The following is a 26,387-nucleotide window of genomic DNA, read 5'->3' as shown; positions in this document are numbered from 1 at the left end:
TAATAGAAAAAATAAATAAAATCCTTATAATAAAAAAGTTTATTCACCTCATTTTTTATAAAATAACGAGTATAACCAACTCCTCTTTTTCTTATAATTAGCAAAATTCCAATAAAAAATAACATAAAAAAAGAAACACTCCATTTCGCACCGATAAGCACTTGAAGCGTTTCTTTTTCGTTATTTTAAAGATGCTAATAGACTAGCGAACAAGCTTTTCTTGCCAAGAAGAAGCTGTCTGCATCAAGACTTCATTTAACTCTTCGATGTTACTTCTTCCTTGTTCAGCTAACCATTTTTTTGCCGCTTGTGTCCCTTGTTCTGCAAAAGGTATCACGCCACCTGCCCACGTCGCCCGTCCGCATAAAACACCATTGAAAGAAGAACCTGCATTTTTAGCAAAACGCAACGTCTCTTGAAATTGTTCCGCACTGACACCTGCACTCAGAAAAATAAACGGTAAGTCAGTTGCTTGACTTTGCTCTTGGAACAAAGCGGTTGCTTCTTGCTTGGAATACATGATTTCTTCCCCAAACCCTTCGACAACATTCATATTGACCGGTACTTCTACTTTTAAGACATCTACATTGAACCTAGGATCAGAGAAAACCTTCATCATTTCAATGACCTTTTTCGGTTTTATTTTCGCATATTCCTTTGAGGTAGTATCAGCGATCGTTGCATCGTAGGACAATAATTCTAAAAAGAAGGGCAGATCTTCCGCTAGACATTCCGAACCAATTCTTTCCACGTATGCTTGTTTACGTTCATTGATCTCCTTACTTTCGTCAACGTCATAGTAAAGCAGGAATTTGCATCCGTCTGCTCCCGCTTCTTTTAATCTTTTGACTGACCAAAATGCTAAGGTATCCGGCAAACGTCCAGGTATCGTTGTATCATATCCGGTTTTCTCATAAGCCAATAACAAACCAGCTGTCTCGGCACGTTTTTCGGCAGCAGGCAACCCATATTCTGGATCTAAAAGAATGGATGAAGCGAAAGGGGTCAACTCTTCAGATACACTTTCTTTGAAAAGTATCAAATCCTCGACTTCCACCTTCTCTTTGTGTGTTGCTATCATTTTTTTCAACGCACCTCTTTGATCAATCGCTAAAGCCCCAATGATGCCTTCTGGATTACTCATCTTTACCAATGCCTGATATTTTTCCGCAGATACTTTTCTCATCTTTTCAACGTCCCTTCTAACCTAGAATCGATCAAACCAACAATTTCTTCTTGTGTGGAAGCCGCAATAAACGCCTGTTTAAAGCCATCATCCATCAACATCCGTGCCATTTGCGAAAGAAGTACCAAGTGGCTAGTCCCCGCTTCTGCGGCTGGAATAAACAAAGCAATCACATACTTGATCGGTTGACCGTCTAAACTATCCCATGCAACCGCATTCGTTAATTTCAAGATAATGATCGTTGGCTCTTGGATACTTTCACTTTTGGCATGAGGGATCGCAAAGCCATCCATCATACCAGTCGTTCCTTCTGCTTCTCGTAGCTTTAATCCATTTTTGACCGCTTGCTCGTCAGTCGCCTTTCCTACTTCAACGATTTTTGTTGAAAGAAAGTCAAACACCGCTTCACGAGTATTTGACACAACGTTGGTATAAACAAATAAGTTATTCATCAAAAGAATCCTTCTCCTTTCACACACGTAGTGACTTTCTTTTTTGAACTAAGCCCAGTAATACGCCGCCCACAACAGATCCAGCAAGAATCGCCAGAACCCACAGTAAACCATGTGTCACTACTGGTAAAACGAGAAACCCGCCATGTGGTGCCGGAACTTGTACCCTAAAGAAATAAGTCAAGACAGCAGCAATTGATGAACCAAGCATCATGATCGGCAACACACGAAGCGGATCTTTTGCCGCAAAAGGAATCGCCCCTTCCGTAATATGTGTTGATCCTAGAATAAAATTGACTAAACCAGCATTTTTTTCGTTTTTCTCGAAGTATTTGCCAAAAAGCAAGACAGCAAACCCAGTAATCAATGGTGGCGCTATACATGCTGCGGAAACACCTGCCATGAAGCTGGTATTCCCTTGCGCCAAAAGAGCCGTTCCAGTCACGTAGGCGGCTTTATTGATCGGGCCACCCATATCGAACGCACACATACAACCGACGATCACGCCTAAAACTAATGGACTTGAATTTTCAAACCCTGCCAGAAAATCCATCATGCCTTCATTGATACTCGCCATCGGTCCTGAAATGACTGTCATGAGCAATCCGGTAATCAATACACCTAGTACGGGATACAAGAAAATCGCTTTTAATCCATCCAAGGATTTAGGCAATGGTTTTAACGCTTTCATTAATCCCAACACGATATAGCCTGCCAAGAAACCGGAAATAATCCCTCCTAAGAAGCCCGTCCCACCATCTGAAGCAATCAGTCCGCCGACAAAGCCTACAACCAACCCAGGTCGCTTAGCAATTCCTTCAGCAATAAACGCGGAAAGAATCGGTACCATCATACTCATCGCAAAACCACCGATGCGATTCAGACTCGCCGCAAATTCATTGTATTGCGCATTCGCCGGATCAGCAGAATAGATTCCCCATAGAAAAGAAATTGCAATCAAGACCCCACCACTGACCACAAAAGGCAACATATGGGAAACCCCATTCATCAAATTCTTATAGATGCCGTGACCAATGCTTTGTTGCGCATGCTGTTTTTCATTATCTGTTGTTTTTACTTTTTCAGAAACCACTCCTGCTCCGCTTAAAGCCGCCGTAATCAGCTGTTCGGCTTCTTTGATTCCTTTAGAAACGGAAACATCAATGATTCTTTTTCCAGCAAACCGTTCAGATTGAACATCTTTATCCGCTGCAATAATCACTGCCTCTGCTTCAATGATTTCTTGTTCTGTCAGTCGATTTTCTACCCCCACTTGGCCATGCGTTTCCACCTTGATCGAAATCCCTTTTTTCTTCGCTGCCTGTTCCAGTGCTTCTTGTGCCATATACGTGTGGGCAATACCTGTCGGACAACCAGTTGCTGCAATTAATCGATACTTAGCCATTATCTGAATTCCTCCTTATGAATGGTGATTTCTTTTTTCAACTCTGCTACATCTGTAAAATCAGTTAATCCTTTTTGAAACGCAGTCGAGCTACCAGCAGCTAAACTGTCCGTGAAAAAATCTGTAGGATCTTCTCCTTTGATCATCCCTGCCAAAAAAGTCCCTAATAATGTATCACCGGCACAGGCAGTATTGACGACTTTTCCTTGCGGTGCATTTCCTGATAAACAATAATCTTTGTTCACGTAAATTCCACCAGCTTCACCTAATGACAACAACACATGTTGAGCTCCTGCGGCTAATAACTTCTGACAATAGTTGACGTATTGCGTTTCTGCGATTTCTTCCTCAAACCATTCTGCCAATTCCTGTTCATTCGGTTTCAGTAAAAACGGCTGATACTTTAAACATTGGGTAACGATCTTAGCACTTGTATCTAAAATCAAACGCACGCCATTCTCATGACAAATTTTACTGATTGCCACCAAGATCTCTTCTGGCACGCCTCTTGGCAAGCTCCCTGAAACACAAAGATAATCCCCTGCTGACAATTGCTTGATTTTCGCAAGTAATTCTTCGATCCCCTGTTGATCAATCTCTGGACCACGATTGACTAGCTTGTATTCATCGGCTTCCTCATTCACCTGAGTAAATACATTGATTCTAGTCATTCCCGGCACTGAAACAAAACGAGCTTCAATCCCTTCCTTGGTCAAACAGTCTTCGATATAAGCCCCGGTAAACCCTCCACTAAAACCGAGTGCAGTATTTGGTATGCCTAGTTTCTTTAAAATCAGTGAAACATTGACACCTTTCCCGTTTGCTTGGATGTCATCATCGATTGATCGATTCACGATATTCGGTTTAAGTTGTTCTACTTCGATAAACAGATCAATCGCCAGATTCATCGTACATGTATATACGTTAGCCATCTTTTCGCCTCCTAACTTTATCTACAGTATGACCTGTTTTTTGTTGTACATGTTTTCTAAATCAAGACAAATTTAGGGAAAACTTTACAAAACAGAATTTCACAAAAGTAAGGGGTTACATTCGTGGTAGAATAAAAAGATAAAAAATAAAGGGGTGAAATGGATGGAGCATAAGTTGAGTGAAGCAGAAAATTTTTTATGGGATTATATGATGAACCATATTCAGGAAATCCCGAATCTATCGATCATCAAGTTAAGCGAACGGGCAAATGTATCCACCACAACGATCGTTCGCACGATGAAGAAAAAAGGCTATGAAGGCTATACCTCGTTCAAGCATTATCTAAAAGAACAAAAGAATACAAAAATCAATTTTTCTACTGTAGATAAAGTGGATGGAGAAATAAAAAGCTCCATTCTAAAAAATGAGCAAGAAGTCGTGCGTACGATCAACATGTTAGATACAGGGGTGATCGAAGACGCCATCCAAAAAATCTGGAGTTCACAAAGAATCATTATCTTTGCCAGAGGATTTTCCGAAATGATCGGGGAAGAAATGCGAACAAAATTTCAGCTACTCGATAAATACTGTGTTCTTCATACCGATCCAAATATCATCAAAACAATCAGTCGCAAATTGCACAAAAAAGATGTCGTTCTTTTTATTTCCCTGAACGGTGAAACAGAAGAATTAGTAGCCGCTGCGGAAAATTGCTACCGTGAGGAAATCAGTTCAATCCTGATCACCGCCTCCCGGGAAAGTCGTTTGAACCACTTAGCAGAATTATCCTTGATCGGCTTTAAATCCGAAATCTCCTTTTTCCCTGAATATGAAGTCCGCTCTCGGTTACCACTTTCTGTGATTGCCCGAATCTTGTTGGATTCGTATGCGATCCGGGTGAAGAAGGGGGATTGAGGAGCATATAAAAAAAAGCACTGATAATCGAAAACATGAAGCTGCTTTCGGTTATTGGTGCTTCTTTATGAGGACGGCTTGATTTTGACTTATGACATCGTACCTAATGGACTGCGACAGCCGCCAAAGGTAATTTTTTCCTTTTCAGCGATTTCTTTTTTAATAAATGGCAAAACACTCTGCGCATAAAGTTCATCGATTTTTTCAACAAGCAAATGATCACTCGCCAATGTTTTCTTTTCTAGCAGTGCGTTAAACCATTGCTGGATCTCTTGTGGATACAAGTTGCCTGCAATCGAAGACAAGCAATTGAAACCTAAGTCGATCTTTCGTGCTAATTCTTTTTCTCCTCCTGCATAGATGTGCAGTTCCTTTGATGTTCGAGCAAGTAGCTCTTGGACAGTCGTTGGATCACCCGCCTCTTTGATACCGATGACTCGTTCCTCTTTCAATAGTTCAATGTAAGTTTCAAGAGCACAGCTAAAACCTGTGCGAAGCGGGTTATTGTAAATAATCGTTGGTTTGTTACTCAACAAGATCAGCTTCGAAGCATAAGCGAAAGCTTCCGCCTGACTAGGTAGCAGATATGGCGGGAAACCTAATAATATCCCCTTGATGATAGTTGATTGACTGATTTTTTCTGCAAGCAACTCCGCTTCTTTTTGACGAATACTCGCTAACCCAAAAATCAGCTCAAAGTCGTTAGCGACCTTCAATTTAGGAAGCTGTTCGATCATGGCTATTTTTTCTTGAACTGTTAGCGAATGTTGTTCGCCAGTAGAGCCGCACACCAAAACCGATTTTACACCTTTATTTGCTAAGTATTCGATATGAGCAAACGTTGCATCGATATTCAATGTTTCATCTGGATAAAAGGCTGTAGGAACAGCTATATGATAGTTTTGAGTAAGAGACATGCGAACACCTCAGTTTCTTTGATTTAGGAATAGTCTAACATACTTGACAGAAATATTTTGCAGTTAGGTGAAAAAACTATAAACAGTGATAACCATATAACGGAGGTCAGGACAGAAAAGGTAACTTCTGCTCCCGCCGTTTATTCAGTATTAAGGAATACAACAAAAATGAATGTTATGCTTGTCTCAGACATATCCTCCTCTACAAAAAAGAACCGATACTCCAAAGATAGTTTTGGAAAATCGATTCATTCGTTGATTGTTCTGTTTTTTAGCGCCTATAAATAGGACTAACCTTTTATGCTTTTCTGAGTTCCAACCCTTATCCTGTCGCCAAAACAAAACACAGAATTGCAACTAAAACCATCAAAACAAATTCGAACTTCATCTCCGTTCCATACGTTTGATTCGGTAGATAGATTGCTTTTCGTTTCGATTGATAAGGGATCTTAGGGCGGTTGGGTTGAGCAGACTCAATAAGTATCGATAATAAAATCAGTGTGAAGTAAATAGGATTTTGCTGTGCCGCAAAATAGATACTTGAAACTAATAAAATAAAACTAGTCCCTTTGAGTATTCTAGCGTAGGTCATTTTTATCTCTCCGTTCTATTCATCTTTTATTTGTAGGTTTTCTGTCCTGATTATCTTGCTATTTTCTATTATTTTTATACCTCCACATGATGATCAACACAATCATCATCACTAGATAGGAGGTGAGAACAATTATTTGGCTCACTCATTTCACCTTCTCTAAAACTTTCATAGACTCGATACTTTTATGTATTCATTTTTATTACTAATATACAGACGTAGTTCAAATTATTATTGTTGCTAAAAATGATACAATTCTAATTCCAAAATGGAGCAAATCATAAGAACTAAAATCGTGGGAATCAGCGCAAACATCACTTCCGTTTTAGATGTTTGATTCGGTAGATAGATTGCCTTTTTTCCCGATTTGTAAGGAGTTTTAGGTTGGTCGGATTGGGTATATTCAATAAATAGTGATAGCATAATCAGTATGGTATAGATCGTATCTTTCATTGCAGCAAAATAGATGCTTAGCGCCAATAAAACCAGTTGGATGATTTTGATTATTCGAACGTAGGTCATCTTTCATCTCTCCATTCTATGTATAAATAGTAATCACTACTTCCCTACAACTATATGTACGCCAAATACTAAAATGTTACTTTAACAAATTAAAATAACTACTAATTTAATCATATCAAAAAATATAAAAACTTTTCATCTTGTTCCTAAAAAGCTGTTTTAACAGCATAATCGTCACTACATTCATTCGTCTAAATCAAAAAACTATAAACGAATAAAAAAACGGAACAACAGAATGGATGAATCCATCCACCTGTTATTCCGTATCTAATACTATTTAAAATCAGTTTCTACTCTACAAATGGCTCTTCACCTAGCGCTTGTTGTGCCGCTAAGTTTAGTAAGCTCCACTGACGGTCGTGTCCTGGTTGGAAGAAGAAGTCTGCTTCCGCCAAGTCTTCGATCGTTAATTTTTGTTGGATGGCTAAAGCCAAAACATTTCCTTGAGGAGTAATGTCTTTCGTTGATAATACTGCTCCACCTAGCAATTGATGCGTAAATGGATCATACGCTAATTGTACGGCTGCTTTTGCATTGCCAAATTCTTCTGGTACGAATTTTGGACGGATCGTATCTTCATAGAAGGCTGTTTTGATTGCTACACCAGCGCGATCAGCTGTGAAGCTGTTCAAACCGCTTGCCGCAAAGTGATAGTCAAACACACGTAACGCAGATGAGCCGACTAAGCCGCCAAATGGTTTGCTTGGTGTTTGTTCAAATAAATGTTGGACCACATAGCGTGCTTCTCTACGTGCAACTGTTGCCAATGCGATCGGCACTTTTTTGCCTGCTGGGATCGAGTAAGCAAGTGTCGCATCCCCTACCGCATAAACATCAGGTAAGTTTGTTTGTAGATATTCGTCTGTGATGATCCAGCCACGTTCATCTAAGTCCACGATTCCTTGCAACCATTCAGTGTTCGGTTTGACACCGGCAGCTTGGATGATCAAATCAGTTTCGATCGTACCACTCTCTGTTTCGATTGCAGCTACTTTACCGTCACCAGTAAATGCTTTGATGTTCACACCAGTTTTGATGTTCATCCCTTTTTCTTTCAAGTGTGCTTCTAAGATATCTGTCATTTCCTTATCTAAGTAAGTACCTAAAGGACGATCGATCATATCTATTAGTGTTACTTCTTTCCCTGCATTCAAGAAAACTTCTGCGGCTTCGATACCGATGTAACCTGAACCGATAACAGCTACTTTTTTCACTGCTGGGTCTGTCATGCGTTCTTTGATTTTCGTTGCCCAATTGTAGCCACGCATCAAATACACATTTTCCAAGTCTGTTCCTGGAACAGGTAGTGAGTTTGGTTTAACACCTGAACTCAAAATCAATTTATCATAAGCATACTCTTCAGTATGTCCATCTTCTTTACGTGTAACTGTTACTGTTTTTTTATCTGCATTGATTGTTTTTACTTCGTGGTTATTTAATATACCCACATTTGGTTGTGGAAAGTTTTCTGGTCTGAAGTTGCGGACGTCATTCACACTAGTCACTTGATCCTCTAAATATAACTCCATACCGCATGACATAAATGAAACATAGTCGCCTGCTTCAAACAAAGTGATATCAACATTTTCTCCGTATCTAGACAGTAATTCTAAAATGGATTGATGACCTCCATGTGATGCACCGACAATAATTACTTTCGTTTTTTCCATTGACAAGACCCTCCTCATAACAATTGTTTAGAAACATCCTAAACATTTTTACGATATCATTCATCTTCTAATAAAGCAAATGAAAAGGCTTGCCTAAAAAGTAATTTCCGTTATTTTATCATTATTTTTCGAGTTCTGTTAAAAATGTACCAATGCGTCTACACGCTTCTTGTAGATCGTCCATACCACTTGCATAGGAGATCCGAATAAAGCCTTCGCCTTCTGGTCCAAAAGCAGAACCAGGGATACAGGCAACTTTGCCTTGTTCTGCGAGTGCTAAACAAAAGTCCCACGAATTCATCTGGATGGTTTCTGGTAAGCGGCAGAACAAATAAAACGCGCCGTCTGGTTGAGAGATTTGAAATCCTAATGCTGTAAGCTGAGGCAATAGATAATCCCGACGTTCAACGTAGCGGGTTTTCATTTTTTCGCCTTCATCCATACTTTTTGTCAGTGCTTCGATCGCTGCTTTTTGAGAAATCGTTGTGGCAGAAGTCACTAAATATTGATGGACTTTGATCAATTCATCGATCACCGGTTTTTGGGCAAAAAGAAAGCCAATACGCCAGCCTGTCATGGCATGGGATTTAGATAGCCCATTCACGACAATTGTTTGTTCTGGCAGATACGTCGCAATCGATACATGCTCCCCAACATAATTCAGCTCGGCATACACTTCATCACTGATGACAAAAACTGGATGTTGACGCAAGACTTCCGCAAGCTTCTTCATTTGTTCAGCGGATAATAATGTTCCAGTTGGATTACTTGGATAGTTCAAGATCACTGCTTTGATCTCGTCTCCGTATTTGGCAAACGCTTCTTCTAGTTGCTCAGGTTGGCAAATAAAACCAGTTTCTGAGGTATCGATCGTGATCAATTCTGCGCCTGCTAGATCAACGATTGGTTGATAACCAGGATAGGCAGGTGCCGGTATCAACACTTTATCGCCTTCTTCTAAAACGGCCAATAAAGCTGTCGCAATCGCTTCTGTGGCGCCGATTGTTGTCAGTACTTCCGTTTGTGGATCATAGGAAAGACCGTAACGTTCTTTTTGGAAGAAACAAGCTGCCTCGCATAATTCTGGTAAACCTCTCATCCCTGTATAATGGGAATAGTTTTCTTTGATTGCTGTGATACCAGCTTCTTTTACTGCTTCCGGTGTTGAAAAGTCAGGCTCACCTAATGTCAATTTGATGATATCTGGGATACTTGAGATCTGTTGATCGAACATCCGGATCTGTGAAACTTCGACTTTAGCCAGCCTTGGATTAAAACGATGGTGTAAATTCATAGACTTCTCCCCTTTTGGTTACTATCCTTATTTTTTCAGAAAAGTTCCTTGGTGTAAAGGATTGTTTTGTACCATTCCAAGCCTTTTTCTAAAACGGACATATCAAAATCAAATGTCGCATCATGAAGTGCAGGCGTATCGCCTACACCTAGAAAGAAAAAGACACAAGGATAGTGTTCCGTATATACGCCGAAATCTTCTGCTTGCAAGACAGGCTCAGCTAATTCATGTAATAATTCTGAATGAGCAAGTGCCGCGTACAACTTTTCATCATTGCGCACAGCAGGGTACCCGTCATTATAGCGAAAGGAGATCTTTGCTTGAGAAGTTTGTTGGAATTCTTCTGCTAGTCGTGCTAATTGCGCTTTTAAGTCTGCTTGTGTCTTGCGACTGTAAGAACGAATGCTTCCTGAAATCACCACTTCATTGGCTAAGACATTGCGGATCGTACCGCCTGTGATCTGGCCGAATTTTAAAAGATGTTCAAGATTTGCTGGCAAAGATTCGTCAAAATCATAGACTTCTTTCATAAAACGCACGGCTGCTTCTAAACTATCGATGCCTTGACTGCTGGATGCGACGTGTGCCGATCTGCCTTGGACAATGATATCCGTTTCGCTACTTTGCGCCAGCAATGCACCAGGGCGTGAAAATACTTTGCCTTCTGGTAAACCTGGCCATAAATGAAAGCCGAAGATTGCCTGTACATTGTAATGTTCCAGCAACCCAGAACGGATCACACTCTCTGCTCCACCAGCAATTTCTTCAGACGGTTGAAAGATCAAGACGATATTGTGTTGCATCTCTTGTCGATGCGTAGCAATATAGTCAGTCAGCTCTAAAAGCATCGCCATATGGCCATCGTGTCCGCATGCGTGCATGAATCCTGGATGTGTAGAAGCAAAAGGTAACCCTGTGGCTTCCGTGATCGGTAACGCATCGATGTCTGTCCGAAAAGCAATCGTAGTCGCTTGTTGCTGATCAAAATAGACCAACAAGCCTGTTGCATCGATTTCATGGATCACGCCACCACAGTTTTTGATTTGTTCGTAAAGGTATTCCTTCGTTTTAAATTCTTGAAACCCAAGTTCAGGAATTTGATGTAACGCCATTCGATGTGCTGCCAACATGTCGCTTCACCATCCCTTCATAGATTCCTTTTACCACGGTTTCATATTGCGCATTGGGTACGCCGATGATCAAATTCAACTCTTGCGCCCCTTGCGAAAGAATCGAGGTTCTGATTTCTAACTCGTTCAAAATCGACAACACTTTTCCAGAAAGTCCGATCGGTTCTTTATGAGGACCGCCTACAACCGAAATCAATGCGAGATCTTCAATCACCTCGATCTCTTCTACGCCTAATTCTTCACGCAATTCTTTCGTGATCAAAAATAATTTATCCATGATCAATTCAGCTGAAACGACGACACCGATATTGTCGATACCAGACGGGATATGTTCGATTGAAATCCCGTGTTTTGCAAAAATACTCATTGCTTTCCAAATAAACCCGATTTCATCTGACATGTGTCGTTTGAACAAGGTGATCGAAAGAAAATCTTTCCGCCCGGCGATCCCAGTCAAGCCATTTTCTTTTTCGACTTCATGATTGGAGATTTTTGTGCCATGGTCATTCGGGCGATTCGTGTTTTTGATTTGGATCGGGATATCAGCTTCTTGGACAGGAAAGACCGCTGATTCGTGCAAGACATTGGCGCCCATATACGCCATTTCTCGTAATTCCCGAAAAGAGATCTCTTCAATGACTTTTGGCGAGTCGATGATTCTGGGGTCTGCCATCATGATGCCAGAAACATCCGTCCAGTTTTCATAAAGGTCGGCGTGTAAGACACTTGCTAAAACAGAACCCGTAATATCGCTGCCGCCTCGGCCAAGTAATTTTTCTTTTCCTGCTGGATTGGCACCATAAAATCCTGGCACGATCAACTTTTGCTGTTTTTGATACATTTCACGTACGGCTTCTTCTGTACGTGTAAAATCGATGCCGCCTTCATAATCGAAGTAAATCAGTTCACTCGCATCGGCAAAGCCATACTCTAAATATTCCGCCATCAAGCGGGCAGTCAAATATTCCCCGCGACTGACGAGATAATCGATCGTCACTTTTTCTTCTTTCAATTGTCTTTCGATCGTCGCTAGCTCTTTTTCAATGGGAAAATCAAGGGCTAACAGATCTCTGACTTGAATAAAACGTTCCGTGATCCGTTCCCATAATGGAGTCCAATCGACATTGTGCTGGAGGTATGCATGGATCAAATAGAGTAAATCCGTCACTTTATCATCTTCATCCGTTCTTTTACCTAGAGCAGAAACCACAACGACTTCTCGGCTAGGATCAGCTAGAACGATCTCACGGACTTTACGGAATTGTTCTTCATGAGACATCGAGCTGCCCCCAAATTTTGCTACTTTCATGCAAGGACCCCCTCTTGAAGAAGTGCCCGGGCGATTTGAACAGCGTTAGCTGCCGCTCCTTTGCGGATATTGTCTGCCACTGTATAAAAAAGCAGCCCATTTTCAACTGACAAGTCGCGGCGAATACGCCCAACATACACTTGATCGGTATCTTTCGCCAACGTACTCGTAGGATATTGGTGTTCTTCTAAGTTGTCGACGACCAAGATCCCTGGAAACTGCTGGAAGCAAGCACGGATCTGTTCCAGTGAAAATTCCTTTTCTAATACTACGGCAATCGAAACACCGTGACCATTTTCAATCGGTACACGCACACAAGTCGCAGATACTGGTAAATCTGGCTGATGCAGGATTTTTTTCGTTTCATTGATCATTTTTTGTTCTTCTTTAGTATACCCATTTTCCATGGGACGATCGATTTCAGGGATGACCGTTTGACTGATGTCATGAGGATAAAAAGTGGCTGGTTCACCATTTTTGGTCGCCTGTAGATCAGCGATCCCTTGTTGACCGGAACCCGATACAGCTTGATAGGTCGTGTAGTTGACACGTGCCACACCGAACGTATTTTGTAACGCTTTAAGCGGTAAGACGGACTGGATCGTCGAGCAATTTGGATTCGCGATCAACGGGTCTAACGCATGGTCCTCTAGATTTACTTCAGGCACGATCAATGGAATCGCAGGATCTTCTCGCCATGCTGAAGAATTATCGATGACTACCAAGCCAGCTTGACGTGCAATGGGACCAAATGTTTGAGATACGGATGCTCCAGCTGAAAAAAGCGCTAAATCATACCCAGAAAAAGAAGTCTCCGTCAATTCTTCGACCACATATTCTTTCCCCTTAAACACAGACAGACTCCCCGCAGAGCGTTTGGATGCTAAAAGCTTGAGTTTTCCTACTGGAAAATCGTACTCCTCTAATACTCTTAACATAGTTTGACCGACTAATCCCGTCGCTCCGACAATACAGGTATCTATTTCGCGCATGTTTTTCATCCTTTCTTTGTCTACAATTCTCGTAATGCTTCAATCAAGGCGGTATTTTCTTTGGTTTGGTCATCCTTTATTTTCAACACACGTGCAGGTGTCCCACCAACGACCGTCTCAGGTGCTACATCTTCTAAAACGACAGCGCCTGCTGCGACGACTGCATTTTTACCGACACGGACACCTTCGACGATGACCGCGTTCGCACCAACTAATACACCGTCCTCGATGATTACTGGCTGCGCAGAAGCTGGCTCGATGACCCCAGCTAACACAGCACCTGCACCGATATGACAATTCTTGCCGACAGTCGCACGTCCGCCTAAGATCGCCCCCATATCGATCATGCTATGCTCTCCGATCTCAGCACCAATATTGATCACAGCGCCCATCATGATCACTGCTTGATCTCCGATGGTCACTTGGTCACGAATGACGGCACCTGGCTCGATCCGAGCGTTGATGTCTTTGATATCCAATAAAGGAACTGCACTATTTCTTGCTGTTTGTTCAAGTTCGATCGCTAAGATTTTCTCCGCTTCTTTTTCTAAGACTGGTGCAATGTCTTTGTAATCACCAAAAACGATCGGACTATGCGCTTCACCAAATACTTTCGCGTTCGGAAACTCGATAGGTTCTGATACATTTAAATAAACTTTGACTGGGGTCTTTTTTTCTGCTGTCTGAATAAAACGAATGATTTCTTGTGCGTTCAACTTAGGCTCCTCCTCTAGGTTCAAATAAATCTTCTAATTGATATAAACCGGCTGACTGTTCGGTCAACCAGATGCTTGCCTGGACTGCCCCTTCCGCAAAAATGCGATTGGAAAAGGCCTCGTGTTTCACTGAAAGGACTTCATCTTTCGTTGCAAAGATGACTTCATGTTCTCCAGGAAAAGAGCCTGCACGCAGGCTATGGACGCCGATTTGTTGGTCTTCGCGTGGTTGATCTGTCCACTGATAGACCGGTGTCAAGTCTCTGACAGATTGGAGTGTTTCCACTAATCGCTTCGCTGTGCCTGAAGGTGCATCTTTTTTTTGACTGTGGTGTTTTTCGATCAATTCGATTTGCCAAGTTACTAAGTCTTGAGCAGCTTGTTTGATCAAGCGGTTCATCACCATGATCCCTAGTGAAAAATTGGCACTGTAAAGGACAGGGATCGTTTGCGCAGCTTCAGCGATTTGAGCGAATTGCTCTTCGGTATAACCGGTTGTGCCAATCACCAATGGTACACCATGTGTTTGACTATATTGTAAGATTTTCTCCAAACCATCAGGATGAGAAAAATCAATGATGACCGCCGGTGTCTGCTCGAACGTCAACGTATCCGTTGCTTGTAAGGATTGAGACAACGTCAATGGCTGGTGCTGATATTCTTCGGTGACTTCTGCAATTCGTTTGCCCATTTTTCCATTTCCAATGATCCCTATATTCATCTATTTGCCCCTCCATTTTCTGCTAATAAGGCGATCAACTGTTGCTTCTTTTCCTCGCCTAATGCGGTCAACGGCAAACGTAACGGCCCAGCTGGTAAACCTAAATAGTTCATCGCGGCTTTCACTGGGATCGGATTCGTTTCACTGAATAAGGCGTTGATCAACGCTAAATGGGTCAATTGTTTTTCTTTCGCTGAATGACTGTTTCCATTCAAGTAATCATGGACTAATTCATGGACTACTTTTGGCTGGATATTTGCCCAAACACTGATCACGCCGATGCCACCAATACTCAATACAGGCAAGATCAGATCATCGTTGCCGCTGTAAAGCGCAAATGTTTCATCAATCAGTTGTGCGACTTCCATCGTATAGGACATGTCTCCAGAAGCTTCTTTGATCCCAATGATTTGTGGATGCTTCGCTAATTCCGCTAGTACAGGGAACGCAATCGTCATTCCTGTTCGTGACGGTACATTGTATAAGATGATGGGTAACGAGGAAGCATCAGCAATCGTTTGAAAATGAGCGAGTAATCCTACATCGCTCGTTTTATTGTAATAAGGAGTAATCACTAATAATTGGTCTGCCCCTAGTTCAGCAAAGCGTTGGACTTTCTTGACCGTTTTCGCCGTTGCATTTGATCCTGCACCAGCAATCACCGGAATACGTCCATTGACTTTTTCAACAGTGAATCGTAAAATCTCTTCCTCTTCTTCGTCAGAAAGTGTCGGTGATTCACCTGTTGTTCCAAGGACAAGTAACCCGTCTGTTTGTTCGTTAAGATGAAAAGCAATCAACTGCTCCAATCCTCGATAATCTACTGCTCCTGTTTCCGTCATCGGTGTCACTAATGCAACAATCGATCCTTTAATCATGCCTCTACCTCCAAATTTTTGTGCCATTCATATGTGGCCGGTCCCGCCATCGTGATCGTTTCATCGCCAGAAATCTGTAAATCGCCTTGTTCCAAATGGATCGTGGCTTGTGATCCTGAGAGATAGCCTTGATCTCTTGCGACGACGTAAGCTGCACAACAGCCTGTCCCGCAAGCAAGCGTCCAACCGACTCCTCGCTCATACGTACGAACGATCAATTCTTCTTCATTGACAAATTGGACAAAATTGACGTTTGTTTTCTCCTTGAACATGGGGTGATGACAAAGCTTCTCTCCCATATCTTTCGATAATTCAGCGATTGCATCGTCAACAAAAACAACCGTATGGATCGTTCCCATGAATACACTAGTCAGTACCACTTCTCGATTGTCGACCGTCAGTGTTTGTTTGATGATAGGATCTGCTTGCTCCACCGCTACCTTCTCTGGGCGATAATCTGGCTCTCCCATATCAACCGTGCAATAAAAAGGATCTCGTGAATGGATCGTCACATGGATCATCCCAGCAAGAGTTTTGACCGCAAATTGGGTATCTTCAACCAATCGTTGGTCACTGACATAGTTTGCAAAACAGCGAATACCGTTGCCACACATTGGCGCACGACTACCGTCTTTATTGTAATAGATCATTTCTAAAGGCGTTATTTTGACCGCGATTAAACCGTCGGTATCGTAAGCAGTCGGTGCGCATAATTGCTCCGCCAAACGACTATAGTCGATCGTTTCATCATAATCTAAGAGAATAAAGTCATTGCCACACCCGTTGTATTTATAAATCTGCATAGACTTCTCCTCTCAATAGATCTGCATAAGTTTGTCGACGAACGACTTCTCGTGACACGCCATCTTTGACAAAAACGACAGCTGGGCGAAGCGCACGATTGTAGTTGCTGCTCATTGAATACCCGTATGCTCCTGTCGCATATACTGCCAAAAGATCCCCTGGTTCTGCGGGAGGTAACTGCGTTTCTTGGATCACGACATCGCCTGATTCACACATTTTCCCTGCAACCGTTACTTTTTCCGTTTTTTCAACGTCAAGTTTATTTGCCAGATCACAGGTGTATTCTGCTTGATAAAGCGCCGGACGAATATTATCGGTCATCCCGCCATCGACGAAATAATATTTTTTGTGCGGCGTTTCTTTGATATAGCCAACTGTATAAAGTGTCGTTCCGGCTTCGCCCACGATACTTCGCCCCGGCTCGATCAATAAGCGATCGATCGTCAAATTTTTTTCAGCTAATGCCTTTTCTGTATGCCTCACAAGATGCTTGACTGATTCTGCAATAGGCAACGGCGTGTCCGCTTCGGTATAGCGGATACCAAAGCCACCGCCTAGATTTAAAGAAAGTGGTTGTTGGAAATCTGCCAGATAAGTCACTAATTGATCGATTTCAGCTAACCACGCAGTCATATCAAAGATTTGTGAACCGATATGTGCATGGAATCCTTCCAAAGTAAGAAAGTCACTTTGCTGGATATGTGTGATCGCTTGTTGGCAAACTTCGCTATCATACAACATACCGAATTTAGAATCGATATGCGCTGTAACGATATATTCATGTGTATGCGCTTCGATCCCCACGTTCAATCGCAACATGATCTGTAGATTTTTCTGGTATTCGCGACTTAATTCTTCCAAGACTTCGACTTCCATCCCGTTATCCGCCACAAAATGCAGAATGTCATTTTCAATGGCATACCTTAACTCGTCGATCGTCTTATTGTTGCCATGAAAGTAAATCTCCTCGACAGGAAACTTCGCTTGTAAGGCAGTGTAGATCTCTCCACCACTTACCACATCTAAACCTAGCCCTTGCTCAGCGATCATCCGCAGCAATTCGACTGTTTGAAAGGCTTTAGAGGCATATAAGACCTTTGTTTGAAAAGAATCAGAATCAAAGTTCAGCTTAAACGACTTTATCGTTTCTTCCATCTTTTTTTCATCATACACATATAGGGGTGTTTGATATTCTTTTGCTAGTTGACTCACTGGAATTTCGCCGATCATTAATTCTGTCATTCTCATTTCCCTCTTTTCAAAAAATATTTTCTCATCAAATTGACATATCGTTAGATTATAATTTGAATTTTATTTGAATAATATTAAACAAATTTGTTTGAATTGTCTAGTTTAAATCGCTATTTTCTGTAAAAATGTTTATTTTTTCAATTTTATTGTATAACTCGCAACCTAAATAAAAAAACAAGTATTATTTTCACATGATTTTCTTAGAATGCACAAAAAAACTGACTATTGGTTTAGTCAGTTTTTTTGTCGTCCTTTATTCAACATCAATTGCTTACATAAATGGCTAAAAACATCAACGCCGCACCTAACATGACAAATAAATGCCAAATCACATGAGTGAATCTTCTGCTTTTCATACTGTAAAAGAGTGAGCCTACAGAATAAGCGATTCCTCCAGCAACTAATAGTAGCAAGCCAGTCAAATCGATATTCTGATAAAGCTTAGGTAATACAACGATGATCGCCCAGCCCATCACATTGTAGATGATCGTTGAAACTTTCGATACTTTATTTGTTTTCGTTAACGTCAAACATTTATAAATAATCCCGATCACTGCGGTTGCCCAGATGATACTAAGTAAGATCAGACCCGTCGTTCCTTGTACGACTAGGAGACAAAATGGCGTATAGGTCCCTGCGATCAAGAGATAGATCGAACAATGATCAAATACTTGGAACACTTTCTTTGCCTTCGTAAAAATCAGGCTATGAAATAAGGTCGAGGAAAAGAAAAGCAGAAAAAGTGAACTACCATAAATCGCAAAAGCGACATAATCTAAGGTCGTATGGGCTCGATCCATCAGCAGATTAAAGCAAAGCAGACTTAATAAGGCTGCGATCCCATGTGTCACTGCATTTAATACTTCATTGACGATTTGGTACTTTCGACTAAATTCTATCTCCATCTTGATCCACTCCGTTTCATTTGTTCTATTTCATTATACACGATGGATTTGCTGTTTACAAAAACTTTTACATCTAGTTTCTAAAACTATATCATTTTTTAAACACTTTTGTAAAATATTTTATCAGCATCACCAAAAATAGCAACAAAAGCACACTGATCAAGGCATTCACCCGTAAAAAGTTCGACCTTTTTGCTTGTTTTACTTTTGCTAATGAAGCCACTATCTCTTCTTGTTCAACAGCGATTCTGTGTCCGCGCACCAATAAACGGTGACTATTGATCATGTAAGGCGTACAAGTAACGAGGGTCACTAAATCTTGATTCTCTTGGATTTGAAGTGCTTCTGTCTCAGTAGGTGCTACAGTTTTGATTTGATCGACTTGATACGCAAGATACTGTCCATTGATTTCAATAAAAAAGCGATCTCCGATTCGTAATCGAGGCAAATCGGTGAATAATTTTGCCTGTGGCAAGCCTCGGTGGCTAGAAAGTACCGCATGTGTCGATAAGCCTCCGATGGGATAAGAGGTGTTTTCAAGTAAACATGCGCCTTTTTCCAATAATTTCGATGTCGTTTGATCAAAAATCGGCAAGTTGACATTGATTTTGGGGATCGTCAAAACACCAACGGTATGTGACGCAATATAAGATTTCAGAGATTTTTGATCTTCTTCTTTTTTTGTAGAGAATGGCTCTGCTTCTGGTAAGACTTCCTTTGACGCTAGCTTTTTATTTTTTTCAAGCATCTCCTTTTGCAAATCGGCAATCACTGATGCATGTTCAGCTTTTGCCTTTTTCTGATAGTTTTTGATGACTTGTTGATCGAGATAATCATTCAGCGTATCACTGACGAAAGGATAAGCTAAGCTGAGGACGCCGATAAAAAATACCGAGAGCATGATCAGATCTAACATACGTCTTTTCTTTTGCTTCATTTTATTCCCCTCAGCTATCCGTTTATTCTTTGTTTGAGATTATTCCGCTTTTTGTCTTTTCATCCAATAGATACCTACTATCGTCAGTAACATGACACCTAAACCAATATACAATGAAATCCCTTTGCCACCAGTTTCTGGTAAGGTTCCTTTGTGTTTGTTTGGTACTTTTTCTGGCGTAATCAATTCACCTGCAACCGCATAGGATTGCTGATCTACCTTAAAAGCAATTCGTTCAGTTAATTTCACATAATTGTTTGGTGCTTTTGTTTCTTCTAGATAATAAGTTCCATAAGACAATCCTGTGATATCAACTAATCCATCACTTGTTGACGTAAAAATCGTAGCTTCTTCCTGTGAAGTCGTCCAGGTCACTGCTTTTGTTACTGGATCAATGACTAAATACTTCGCTGTCGTTGCATCTTGATCACGTACCACAAACGAAGCCTCTGCTAGTGGTTTTACATCAGCTACTGCTCCATCTACTTTAATGAATCGTTTGCCACCTGTCAGTACTTCAACCGTTGGTGGTGTTTGATCTGTCGTATGCCCCGTATCAACATTTGCTTTATTGTTATACCCTTGCGCTGGTTCCGCTAATTGATTCAAATACATATAATAGACAAAGCGCAACGTACCGCCTGGAGTCAATGAAGGGATATACGTTGGATTAATTGCCACTGTAAAGCCATTGGTTTGTTCGCTGATCTGATAATTTTTAGGTGCAATCAACTGGTCACCATCATATAGAGCATAGCTTGTCTCACCTGTCGACTGGTTCATAAATGTTAATGCTGAATCATGGGTATCAATCAATTGGAAGGTGGTATACTTATTATCTGAACCTTCTTTATCCGCAATCCCAACAGGTATATTGACCTTTATTTCATAATTGATCGGCTCACCGATTGCTACATCTTGCCCATCCAATTGTGGTGTCGTTTTTTCTACGTTCGTCGTATCGTTTTTCACTGTGAGTTCAACTGGTGTTTGATTGCCGGCAACGATTGTAAATGGTGTCGTCGTCTGCTCCGTGACCATCGCCGCATTTTCAGGTGCTTTTACTTCCTCTAGCACATAATTTCCGACCTCTAAGCTGGTGACGAGCAATTGCCCTTGCTCTGCCTCTTTTTCAACAAAATCTTCTTCACCTATTTCATAGCTTTTTCCACTGACAAAATGTTTCGCCTTTGATTTGTCTGTCGTCCATGTATACATCCCTTGTGCTACGCTTTGGATATATTTTTTTGCTCCTGACTCTTCTTTGACGAGAATAAATTCTGCCCCGTTCAATGCTTCTCCTTCAGCAGAACCGATTTTTTTAACGTTCAGTGTCCCATTATTTTCAACGATATTTTTAGGATATAAATGGATCGCCTCGAGCTCTTCTGTTCCGTATCGGTAAGAGCCGTCTGCTTGTTTGATCAATTCATAGACTGGAAAAGCCACTACCATGTTCGCACTAGCAGTCACTCCTGATTTGGCTTCTTCTTCAATCACATAGACCGCATCTTTTCCAGCTTGCTGTTTAGGCAAGGAGAAAGAAAGATCGCCATTCGCGTTTGTAGTACCTGAAACAAGCGCTGTACCAGAAGTCTGTGATTGCACCAAAGTTTTTGCTTCTTCAATCGATGCTCCGTTTTTTCTTGCTTCAGCAAATGCTTCGGTCACATCATACACATGGAATGTGATATCAGCTAGTCCTTGGTATTCATTGAACTCAGCCATTTCTTTCCCTGTATTTTGGATGTTTTGTACGGGAAAATCTAACATTTTCTTTTTGTGTAGCACTACTTCTGCTTCAGTTCCTTCAGCAAATACATGCTGGATCGGAAACAACGCAACCAACGAAAGTACTGAAATAAAACATAGTAATAATGATTTAAGATTTTTGCTATTCTTCATTCTTCTTACTCCTGTTCTTTTGATAAATAATGAAACTCCCTATGATCAATACACCACCAAAAATACCAACACTGATTTTTTCTTCATTTGTTCTAGGAAATAAAAAGGGAGTTTCTTTTTTCTTATTGGTGATTTTCAAGGGTTCGCTCGGCTGTCCGTTGATTGCATAAGACATGTTTTTGACGGTAAATGAGACAGCAGACGGATTTTTTTCATACCCTTTTGGTGCTTTGATTTCTTCGAGCAAATATTCTCCGTCTTCTAAGCCAGAGATGGAAAACAAGCCATTGCGATCAGACGTCAATGTTAGTGCACCTCTGGCTCGTCTTTTCCAATCATATTTTCCATCTTTCACATGAAGGTATTCTTCTTGTTGATTTTTGACCAAGAATAGCGCATCTTCCAGCGCCTGATATTCCTGATCTGCTGTGATTTTTTGAAACCACTTTCCTCCGGTTCGAATGTAAGTGCTTTGTACTAATGATTCAGTTCCGATATCTAATGTGGCTTGGTTGATGATTGGTTGATCGGCGATTGCTCCATCTAGTAATCGCATTTGATAGTCGACCTTTACAGTTTTACCAGCTAGCTCTTGCAAGTCTTGACCACTAAAGGCAAGGCTGAATCCTTGGCTATGACTATGGAGCGTAAGTTTTTTCAATCGTTTATTTTCACTGTAGACCTCTAGAGTTTCAGACAATAACTCCAATTCTTTCGCGGCATTGTCAGTAACGACACACGTTTCTTCAATTGCTATCTCCTCAGGAAACTGGATTTCCAATCGATAGCAAATACGCTCGCCAATTGAATAATCATTTTTTTCTTCAATTAGTTTTTTTCAAAGTCGATCGTAGATGCTTCCTGACTCAGCTTAGGGTAAAGATGAACTTCTTTTTGTGGGTGATCATCTGAATCATAAAGCGGTAAAACAATCACTAAGTTTTGCGTTTCCATTAAAGCGTCTGAAAAACAAGTAGTTTCATTCACTAAATAAACATTCCCTGTTTGATTGGTAGACTCACACAGGTCGAAGATTACTATGTCTTCACCTTTGTCGCTTGTTTTTGTCTGCTTTTCCATTAGAAATGAGCCAGCCGAGGTTCCTTGTCGGGCAATGATTTGTTGCGTTTCTTCAACCGTGAAACCTTTATTTCGTAATTGATAAAATGCCTTTGTCACATCATAAACGGCAAAACTTGCTTTTTCGTTCGTTTGTTTGTCCGATACAAGGTCGGCAGTATGAACAATCAATTGAACCCTCTCTTCTGTTTGAGCAGTACTCTTTGCAGACCCAATAATCAATAGAAACGGAAGCATCAACAAAAGCCAATATTTTTTACTCACTTGATATGCCCCCTCGTTTGTTCATCAAAAAGTAAATGATGAATGAACCGATGGCACTTAGGCTTAGTAAAAGGAAACCAAGTCGGCCAGCTCCTCCTGTTTCTGGCAAAGGAATCAACGCCTGATTGGTGATTGCCAAATGAATTTGGTTATTTTTACTGCCACTTTGTAGTTGAACGTCTGTTGGTTCGCCAGCTACCGTCACTTTTCCATCTGTTTGGATAACAATTTGCAAAGGTTTCTCCAAGCCTAAATAACCTTCTGGCGTTTTGATTTCCTCTAATGTGTACTCCCCAGGTTCAAGGTTCTTAAAAACAAACGTATCGATTGCTGTTTCATCACTTGGTAATTCGCTTTGTCCAGTTGGACCAGATAATCTGAAAACTGCCCCTTTTAAAGCTTGACCTGTATCTGTTTTCTTTAGAATCGTTAAATCAAACGGTTTGATTTGATTGTGATGCGTCAATGTCCAAACTGCTGACTCTTCCACATTTTCTTCGTCATATATAATCGTTCCATAAGGATCAACTTTAAATGTGTATTTTCCTGGAACGGTATCGTAGCCACTCGGTCCTGCCGTCTCTACTAAGCGATAGTCTCCTGCTTTTTGTATCATGAATTCTGCCAATCCTGAGGACGAGGTCACTTCCTCTTTTAAGGTTCGATAGCTTCCAGTATCTTCTTTTAGTTGTAATGCAAAAGTCGCTCCTGCCAAGTTTACTTTTTGCTGGTCTTTTTCGGTGTACTTTCTGATCGCTACCGGAAGCTCTGAAAATGGATTTTCGATCGTCAATTGAATCACTTGATCAACAACTGTTGCTTTTTGATCATCTACTGTTACTTCTCCGGTTTTAGAAATAGTGATCGCCCATGTTTGCTTTTCTGCTTTTTCATGTCCAGCGGGTGCGCTAACTTCTGTCAATGTATAGGATTTTTCTTTTTCCAATCGTATCTCTTCTGGCAATGAATAGGTGCCATCCTCATGGTCAAGCAACTGGATATCTTTTCCTTCAATCGTTATTCGGAATACTGCTCCTTTTAAGGGGTGATCATCTGAGGAAGATGTCTTAATGATTTTTAAATCTAACGGAACAAATTGTTTCGTATTTTTCCAAGTTGTTGCATTGACTTTTTCTGAGTCGTAGCCTGGTACGTTTAATTCGTTCACAGCCTCATAATGAAATTCTTGTCCTTGATTGTTGTATTTTGGTAAGCTGAGCGTTTCACGACTTGCTTTATCGGTTTCTAACAGTTTGGTGATGTTCTTTCGTTCCCAAACATTCGTGTCATCCTTTTCAGGCTGACGCAGTTGCACATAGCCACTTTCCCAGCTAGACGGGGTAGTGACCCCTGTCCGTTTGATTTCATAGATCACTTTTTCTGGTCGAGTCGTCGTATCTTGATCAAACTCTTCCCACTCTTTGAAGAAACCAAGGGTAACACTTGGCGCTTTCGCTGACGGAACACCAAATTTTGCAATGTCATCTGAGTCAGACTTCGGCTGAAAAGTTGTTAGGCCGTTCATCTGATACCACTTGTCCGGTTCGAATGTTTTGCTTTCCGTTTGGAGTCTGACTTGATAGTGTAGTTGGAGTTCTTGCCCTTTTTCCAAATAGATCTGTTCGACTTGGATCGTTTGATCCTCGATCGTGAGAATAGGTTCAACGGACAGTGGACTTGTTCCTACACTTTTAACAGAAGCACTTTCTATTTCATAGACGAATGGTTCAACGATTGGATCAGTGATTTTCCCGTTAACAACTGTTCCGGAAAGTTGGACAGCCTTTTTAGCTAAATAATCAGCAATATCCGTAGACTCATTTGCGGATTCATAATATAGCGTACCGTCTTCACCACTGGAAACCATCTTCCGCATCCGGTTTTCTACTTCCTCTTTCGTGATACCTTCTGTTTCATCTCCGTGTAGTTGGATACCTAGACCATGGATTTCGATCCCTCGTTGTTTCAGTGCCATGGCTTCACCGATCGTGGCTGTAAATGTCGAATTGATCCAACGCCATTGGAAATTTTGATCTTTGACTGGTACGAGATAAGGTAGGGAAATTTTTGAAGTATAGTCGGGGTGATCGACATGATCGGTAAAACTTGCGCCATAATAACTCCCGTCTTCTTCAGTCACCACACTGGCTACTTGATATGAACTTGTTGGAACACCGTCTGTTAGTAAAACGATTACTTTTTTATGGCCATTTTGCTCCGATAACATCTCACCTGCTTGACGTAATCCATTTTGAGTAAACGTACCACCACTTGTTGTCGCTGGCGTTGCTGCTTTGATCTCTTCTTTAACAGAATCAAATCCTGCGATAGGGATCGAGCGGTTCGCGTACCCTTCACTGGAAAAACCAACGTATCCTAAATTGATCTTTTCCGTCACTCCACTTTCTGTTAACGTATCAACAAACCGGTCAATTCCATTTTTTACCTCAACAATACGGTTCTCCTCATTCATACTACCCGACCAGTCAACGACCAATACAACATCCATTGGAGTGATATTTTTTTGGGTATTTCCTCGAACATTCAGGTACAGATCAAATAACCCGGGTGTGGCTGTCTCGTTAGCAAATTTTCGGATAGCGTAATCGGCTTCTTCTTTTTCCCCACCGTATTCGATATAAGAATTGGTCAGATTCGTTGGATTGCCGTCCCATTTAGTCAGCCCATCCCATTGCGCCTGTCCTTGACGATTCCCTTGATGATTTCGGACATTCTCACTATTCTTAGGTTGCCACATCGCTTTCGGATAGGTTCCTTGCTCATCTGTGGTATATTCCGGTTCGATCGTCGGCAAACTTTTGCGATTACTTTCTCCATCAAATAATTGTGGTTGATCAAACGGCCGATATTCTTCTTTGGGTGCGGATGAATCATCTGTTGTATCTTGAATTGTAGAAGAGCTCACGGTTTCAGATGTATCTTCACTTGTTTGTGTAGTTTTCTGCTTCTCGCTATCTATAGAAAAAGAATAAGAAACTGCTTCGGCTAAAAGAAATTGACCTGTTTTTTCTTCTATCTGGATATTGAGTTGAAAATCTTTACTTGTATCCGGTAAATCGATCGTCCATTCTTTTTCAACCACGCCTTGTGAAAAAGCACTACCTACCCATATTTGTTGTTCTTCATCCTTATATTCTTGGTATTCCTGAGAAATAGAAGAAGTAAGCAAATTATTTTCAGGTACATCACTCGGATGTAATTGGAACAGAAAACGCCTTTCTTGATTTTGCTCATTCAGTCGATAAGAAATCGTCAGCTGTTGCCCAGATTGCTTGAGATTTACTTCTCCATATTCATTCTTCAGTACCTCTACCACTCCTTCTTCATTTGCTGCTGCAATCTTTACTTTTTGAGAATATAAATAGGCAACGAAGAATAACGATAAAAGAGTGCAAATGACAAGATATCGTCGCTTTTTCATTTATGGATACCTCCTTAGAAAAACTTTAAAATCCAATTAGATAATATAAAAAAAAGAAAAGATTCACTAATTTTTCCAGATCTCTTCTCTTCGGTTTCTAAATGTTCATTTATAGTTATTTTAAATCGATATCCCTTTTTTAAAATGATTGAACGAATAATGTCCAT

General features: G+C 41.0%; 24 protein-coding genes. 1 reads left to right on the top strand and 23 read right to left on the bottom strand.

Annotated elements, in window-relative coordinates:
- Positions 1–202 precede the first annotated feature (202 nt).
- The 4 genes from lacD to pfkB are packed head-to-tail and all read right to left on the bottom strand — an operon-like array spanning position 203 to position 3,975.
- Complete coding sequence (gene lacD, locus IGL24_RS02635; protein WP_206855389.1) at positions 203–1,186, bottom strand: tagatose-bisphosphate aldolase; 984 nt, start codon at positions 1,184–1,186, stop codon at positions 203–205.
- Positions 1,183–1,638, bottom strand: coding sequence for a fructose PTS transporter subunit IIA (locus IGL24_RS02630; protein WP_206855386.1), 456 nt, complete (start codon positions 1,636–1,638; stop codon positions 1,183–1,185). Before IGL24_RS02630 ends, lacD begins: the two co-directional genes overlap by 4 nt.
- Before the next feature lie 19 nt (positions 1,639–1,657).
- Positions 1,658–3,043, bottom strand: coding sequence for a PTS fructose transporter subunit IIC (locus tag IGL24_RS02625; RefSeq protein ID WP_207699235.1), 1,386 nt, complete (start codon positions 3,041–3,043; stop codon positions 1,658–1,660).
- Positions 3,043–3,975, bottom strand: coding sequence for a 1-phosphofructokinase (pfkB, locus tag IGL24_RS02620; RefSeq protein WP_206855379.1), 933 nt, complete (start codon positions 3,973–3,975; stop codon positions 3,043–3,045). The genes IGL24_RS02625 and pfkB overlap by 1 nt, the downstream gene beginning before the upstream one ends.
- A 163-nt stretch (positions 3,976–4,138) precedes the next feature.
- Here pfkB and IGL24_RS02615 point away from each other — a divergent pair, with 163 nt between their 5' ends.
- On the top strand, positions 4,139–4,891 hold the full coding sequence (locus IGL24_RS02615; protein WP_206855377.1) for a MurR/RpiR family transcriptional regulator: 753 nt from the start codon (positions 4,139–4,141) through the stop codon (positions 4,889–4,891).
- Between the two features lie 89 nt (positions 4,892–4,980).
- Here IGL24_RS02615 and IGL24_RS02610 read toward each other — a convergent pair whose 3' ends face one another.
- From IGL24_RS02610 to IGL24_RS02520, 19 genes are all read right to left on the bottom strand, one after another.
- On the bottom strand, positions 4,981–5,808 hold the full coding sequence (locus tag IGL24_RS02610) for a dihydrodipicolinate synthase family protein (RefSeq protein WP_206855375.1): 828 nt from the start codon (positions 5,806–5,808) through the stop codon (positions 4,981–4,983).
- Positions 5,809–6,130: 322 nt separating this feature from the next.
- Positions 6,131–6,400 carry a hypothetical protein gene (locus IGL24_RS02605; protein WP_206855373.1) on the bottom strand — a complete coding sequence of 90 codons (270 nt, stop codon included), beginning with the start codon at positions 6,398–6,400 and terminating at the stop codon, positions 6,131–6,133.
- Positions 6,401–6,640: 240 nt separating this feature from the next.
- On the bottom strand, positions 6,641–6,922 hold the full coding sequence (locus IGL24_RS02600; RefSeq protein ID WP_206855371.1) for a hypothetical protein: 282 nt from the start codon (positions 6,920–6,922) through the stop codon (positions 6,641–6,643).
- A 290-nt stretch (positions 6,923–7,212) separates the two neighbouring features.
- Entirely contained in the window at positions 7,213–8,592 is a 1,380-nt protein-coding gene (locus IGL24_RS02595) for an FAD-dependent oxidoreductase (protein WP_206855369.1), read from the bottom strand.
- A 121-nt stretch (positions 8,593–8,713) separates the two neighbouring features.
- Positions 8,714–9,886 carry a pyridoxal phosphate-dependent aminotransferase gene (locus IGL24_RS02590; RefSeq protein ID WP_207699234.1) on the bottom strand — a complete coding sequence of 391 codons (1,173 nt, stop codon included), beginning with the start codon at positions 9,884–9,886 and terminating at the stop codon, positions 8,714–8,716.
- Positions 9,887–9,921: 35 nt separating this feature from the next.
- Positions 9,922–11,016, bottom strand: coding sequence for a M20 metallopeptidase family protein (locus IGL24_RS02585; protein ID WP_207699233.1), 1,095 nt, complete (start codon positions 11,014–11,016; stop codon positions 9,922–9,924).
- Positions 10,976–12,325: an aspartate kinase gene (locus IGL24_RS02580; RefSeq protein ID WP_207699232.1), complete on the bottom strand. Its 1,350-nt coding sequence runs from the start codon at positions 12,323–12,325 to the stop codon at positions 10,976–10,978. The genes IGL24_RS02585 and IGL24_RS02580 overlap by 41 nt, the downstream gene beginning before the upstream one ends.
- Positions 12,322–13,317 (bottom strand): aspartate-semialdehyde dehydrogenase, encoded by a 996-nt coding sequence (locus IGL24_RS02575; RefSeq protein WP_206855360.1) that lies wholly within the window; start codon positions 13,315–13,317, stop codon positions 12,322–12,324. Before IGL24_RS02575 ends, IGL24_RS02580 begins: the two co-directional genes overlap by 4 nt.
- A 20-nt stretch (positions 13,318–13,337) precedes the next feature.
- A complete protein-coding gene (gene dapD / locus IGL24_RS02570; protein WP_206855344.1) occupies positions 13,338–14,033 on the bottom strand; it encodes a 2,3,4,5-tetrahydropyridine-2,6-dicarboxylate N-acetyltransferase in 696 nt (231 codons plus the stop codon).
- A 1-nt stretch (position 14,034) separates the two neighbouring features.
- A complete protein-coding gene (dapB, locus tag IGL24_RS02565; RefSeq protein WP_206855339.1) occupies positions 14,035–14,754 on the bottom strand; it encodes a 4-hydroxy-tetrahydrodipicolinate reductase in 720 nt (239 codons plus the stop codon).
- Positions 14,751–15,632, bottom strand: coding sequence for a 4-hydroxy-tetrahydrodipicolinate synthase (gene dapA, locus IGL24_RS02560; RefSeq protein WP_206855336.1), 882 nt, complete (start codon positions 15,630–15,632; stop codon positions 14,751–14,753). Before dapA ends, dapB begins: the two co-directional genes overlap by 4 nt.
- Entirely contained in the window at positions 15,629–16,435 is an 807-nt protein-coding gene (dapF, locus tag IGL24_RS02555) for a diaminopimelate epimerase (RefSeq protein ID WP_206855333.1), read from the bottom strand. Before dapF ends, dapA begins: the two co-directional genes overlap by 4 nt.
- The gene (gene lysA, locus IGL24_RS02550) at positions 16,422–17,678 is read right to left on the bottom strand and encodes a diaminopimelate decarboxylase (RefSeq protein ID WP_207699231.1); all 1,257 of its coding nucleotides are present in this window, start codon (positions 17,676–17,678) and stop codon (positions 16,422–16,424) included. The genes dapF and lysA overlap by 14 nt, the downstream gene beginning before the upstream one ends.
- A gap of 272 nt (positions 17,679–17,950) precedes the next feature.
- On the bottom strand, positions 17,951–18,592 hold the full coding sequence (gene trhA / locus IGL24_RS02545; protein ID WP_206856717.1) for a PAQR family membrane homeostasis protein TrhA: 642 nt from the start codon (positions 18,590–18,592) through the stop codon (positions 17,951–17,953).
- Between the two features lie 91 nt (positions 18,593–18,683).
- Complete coding sequence (locus IGL24_RS02540) at positions 18,684–19,529, bottom strand: class C sortase (protein WP_206856718.1); 846 nt, start codon at positions 19,527–19,529, stop codon at positions 18,684–18,686.
- A gap of 39 nt (positions 19,530–19,568) precedes the next feature.
- The gene (locus tag IGL24_RS02535) at positions 19,569–21,434 is read right to left on the bottom strand and encodes a SpaA isopeptide-forming pilin-related protein (RefSeq protein ID WP_429968382.1); all 1,866 of its coding nucleotides are present in this window, start codon (positions 21,432–21,434) and stop codon (positions 19,569–19,571) included.
- Positions 21,424–22,215 (bottom strand): SpaA isopeptide-forming pilin-related protein, encoded by a 792-nt coding sequence (locus tag IGL24_RS02530; RefSeq protein ID WP_206856728.1) that lies wholly within the window; start codon positions 22,213–22,215, stop codon positions 21,424–21,426. Before IGL24_RS02530 ends, IGL24_RS02535 begins: the two co-directional genes overlap by 11 nt.
- Before the next feature lie 47 nt (positions 22,216–22,262).
- Entirely contained in the window at positions 22,263–22,778 is a 516-nt protein-coding gene (locus IGL24_RS02525) for a pilin N-terminal domain-containing protein (RefSeq protein ID WP_206856729.1), read from the bottom strand.
- Positions 22,771–26,220: a vWA domain-containing protein gene (locus tag IGL24_RS02520; RefSeq protein ID WP_207699229.1), complete on the bottom strand. Its 3,450-nt coding sequence runs from the start codon at positions 26,218–26,220 to the stop codon at positions 22,771–22,773. The genes IGL24_RS02525 and IGL24_RS02520 overlap by 8 nt, the downstream gene beginning before the upstream one ends.
- Positions 26,221–26,387 lie beyond the last annotated feature (167 nt).

This window comes from Enterococcus sp. DIV2371 (assembly GCF_050498525.1).
GTDB lineage: Bacteria > Bacillota > Bacilli > Lactobacillales > Enterococcaceae > Enterococcus_B > Enterococcus_B mangumiae.
This window is presented reverse-complemented; position numbering and strand designations above follow the sequence as displayed.

Coding starts and splice junctions, on each gene's coding strand:
- lacD (WP_206855389.1), bottom strand. CDS start 1,186: ATGAGAAAAGTATCTGCGGAAAAATATCAGGCATTGGTAAAGATGAGT.
- IGL24_RS02630 (WP_206855386.1), bottom strand. CDS start 1,638: ATGAATAACTTATTTGTTTATACCAACGTTGTGTCAAATACTCGTGAA.
- IGL24_RS02625 (WP_207699235.1), bottom strand. CDS start 3,043: ATGGCTAAGTATCGATTAATTGCAGCAACTGGTTGTCCGACAGGTATT.
- pfkB (WP_206855379.1), bottom strand. CDS start 3,975: ATGGCTAACGTATATACATGTACGATGAATCTGGCGATTGATCTGTTT.
- IGL24_RS02615 (WP_206855377.1), top strand. CDS start 4,139: ATGGAGCATAAGTTGAGTGAAGCAGAAAATTTTTTATGGGATTATATG.
- IGL24_RS02610 (WP_206855375.1), bottom strand. CDS start 5,808: ATGTCTCTTACTCAAAACTATCATATAGCTGTTCCTACAGCCTTTTAT.
- IGL24_RS02605 (WP_206855373.1), bottom strand. CDS start 6,400: ATGACCTACGCTAGAATACTCAAAGGGACTAGTTTTATTTTATTAGTT.
- IGL24_RS02600 (WP_206855371.1), bottom strand. CDS start 6,922: ATGACCTACGTTCGAATAATCAAAATCATCCAACTGGTTTTATTGGCG.
- IGL24_RS02595 (WP_206855369.1), bottom strand. CDS start 8,592: ATGGAAAAAACGAAAGTAATTATTGTCGGTGCATCACATGGAGGTCAT.
- IGL24_RS02590 (WP_207699234.1), bottom strand. CDS start 9,886: ATGAATTTACACCATCGTTTTAATCCAAGGCTGGCTAAAGTCGAAGTT.
- IGL24_RS02585 (WP_207699233.1), bottom strand. CDS start 11,016: ATGTTGGCAGCACATCGAATGGCGTTACATCAAATTCCTGAACTTGGG.
- IGL24_RS02580 (WP_207699232.1), bottom strand. CDS start 12,325: ATGAAAGTAGCAAAATTTGGGGGCAGCTCGATGTCTCATGAAGAACAA.
- IGL24_RS02575 (WP_206855360.1), bottom strand. CDS start 13,317: ATGCGCGAAATAGATACCTGTATTGTCGGAGCGACGGGATTAGTCGGT.
- dapB (WP_206855339.1), bottom strand. CDS start 14,754: ATGAATATAGGGATCATTGGAAATGGAAAAATGGGCAAACGAATTGCA.
- dapA (WP_206855336.1), bottom strand. CDS start 15,632: ATGATTAAAGGATCGATTGTTGCATTAGTGACACCGATGACGGAAACA.
- dapF (WP_206855333.1), bottom strand. CDS start 16,435: ATGCAGATTTATAAATACAACGGGTGTGGCAATGACTTTATTCTCTTA.
- lysA (WP_207699231.1), bottom strand. CDS start 17,678: ATGACAGAATTAATGATCGGCGAAATTCCAGTGAGTCAACTAGCAAAA.
- trhA (WP_206856717.1), bottom strand. CDS start 18,592: ATGGAGATAGAATTTAGTCGAAAGTACCAAATCGTCAATGAAGTATTA.
- IGL24_RS02540 (WP_206856718.1), bottom strand. CDS start 19,529: ATGAAGCAAAAGAAAAGACGTATGTTAGATCTGATCATGCTCTCGGTA.
- IGL24_RS02535 (WP_429968382.1), bottom strand. CDS start 21,434: ATGAAGAATAGCAAAAATCTTAAATCATTATTACTATGTTTTATTTCA.
- IGL24_RS02520 (WP_207699229.1), bottom strand. CDS start 26,220: ATGAAAAAGCGACGATATCTTGTCATTTGCACTCTTTTATCGTTATTC.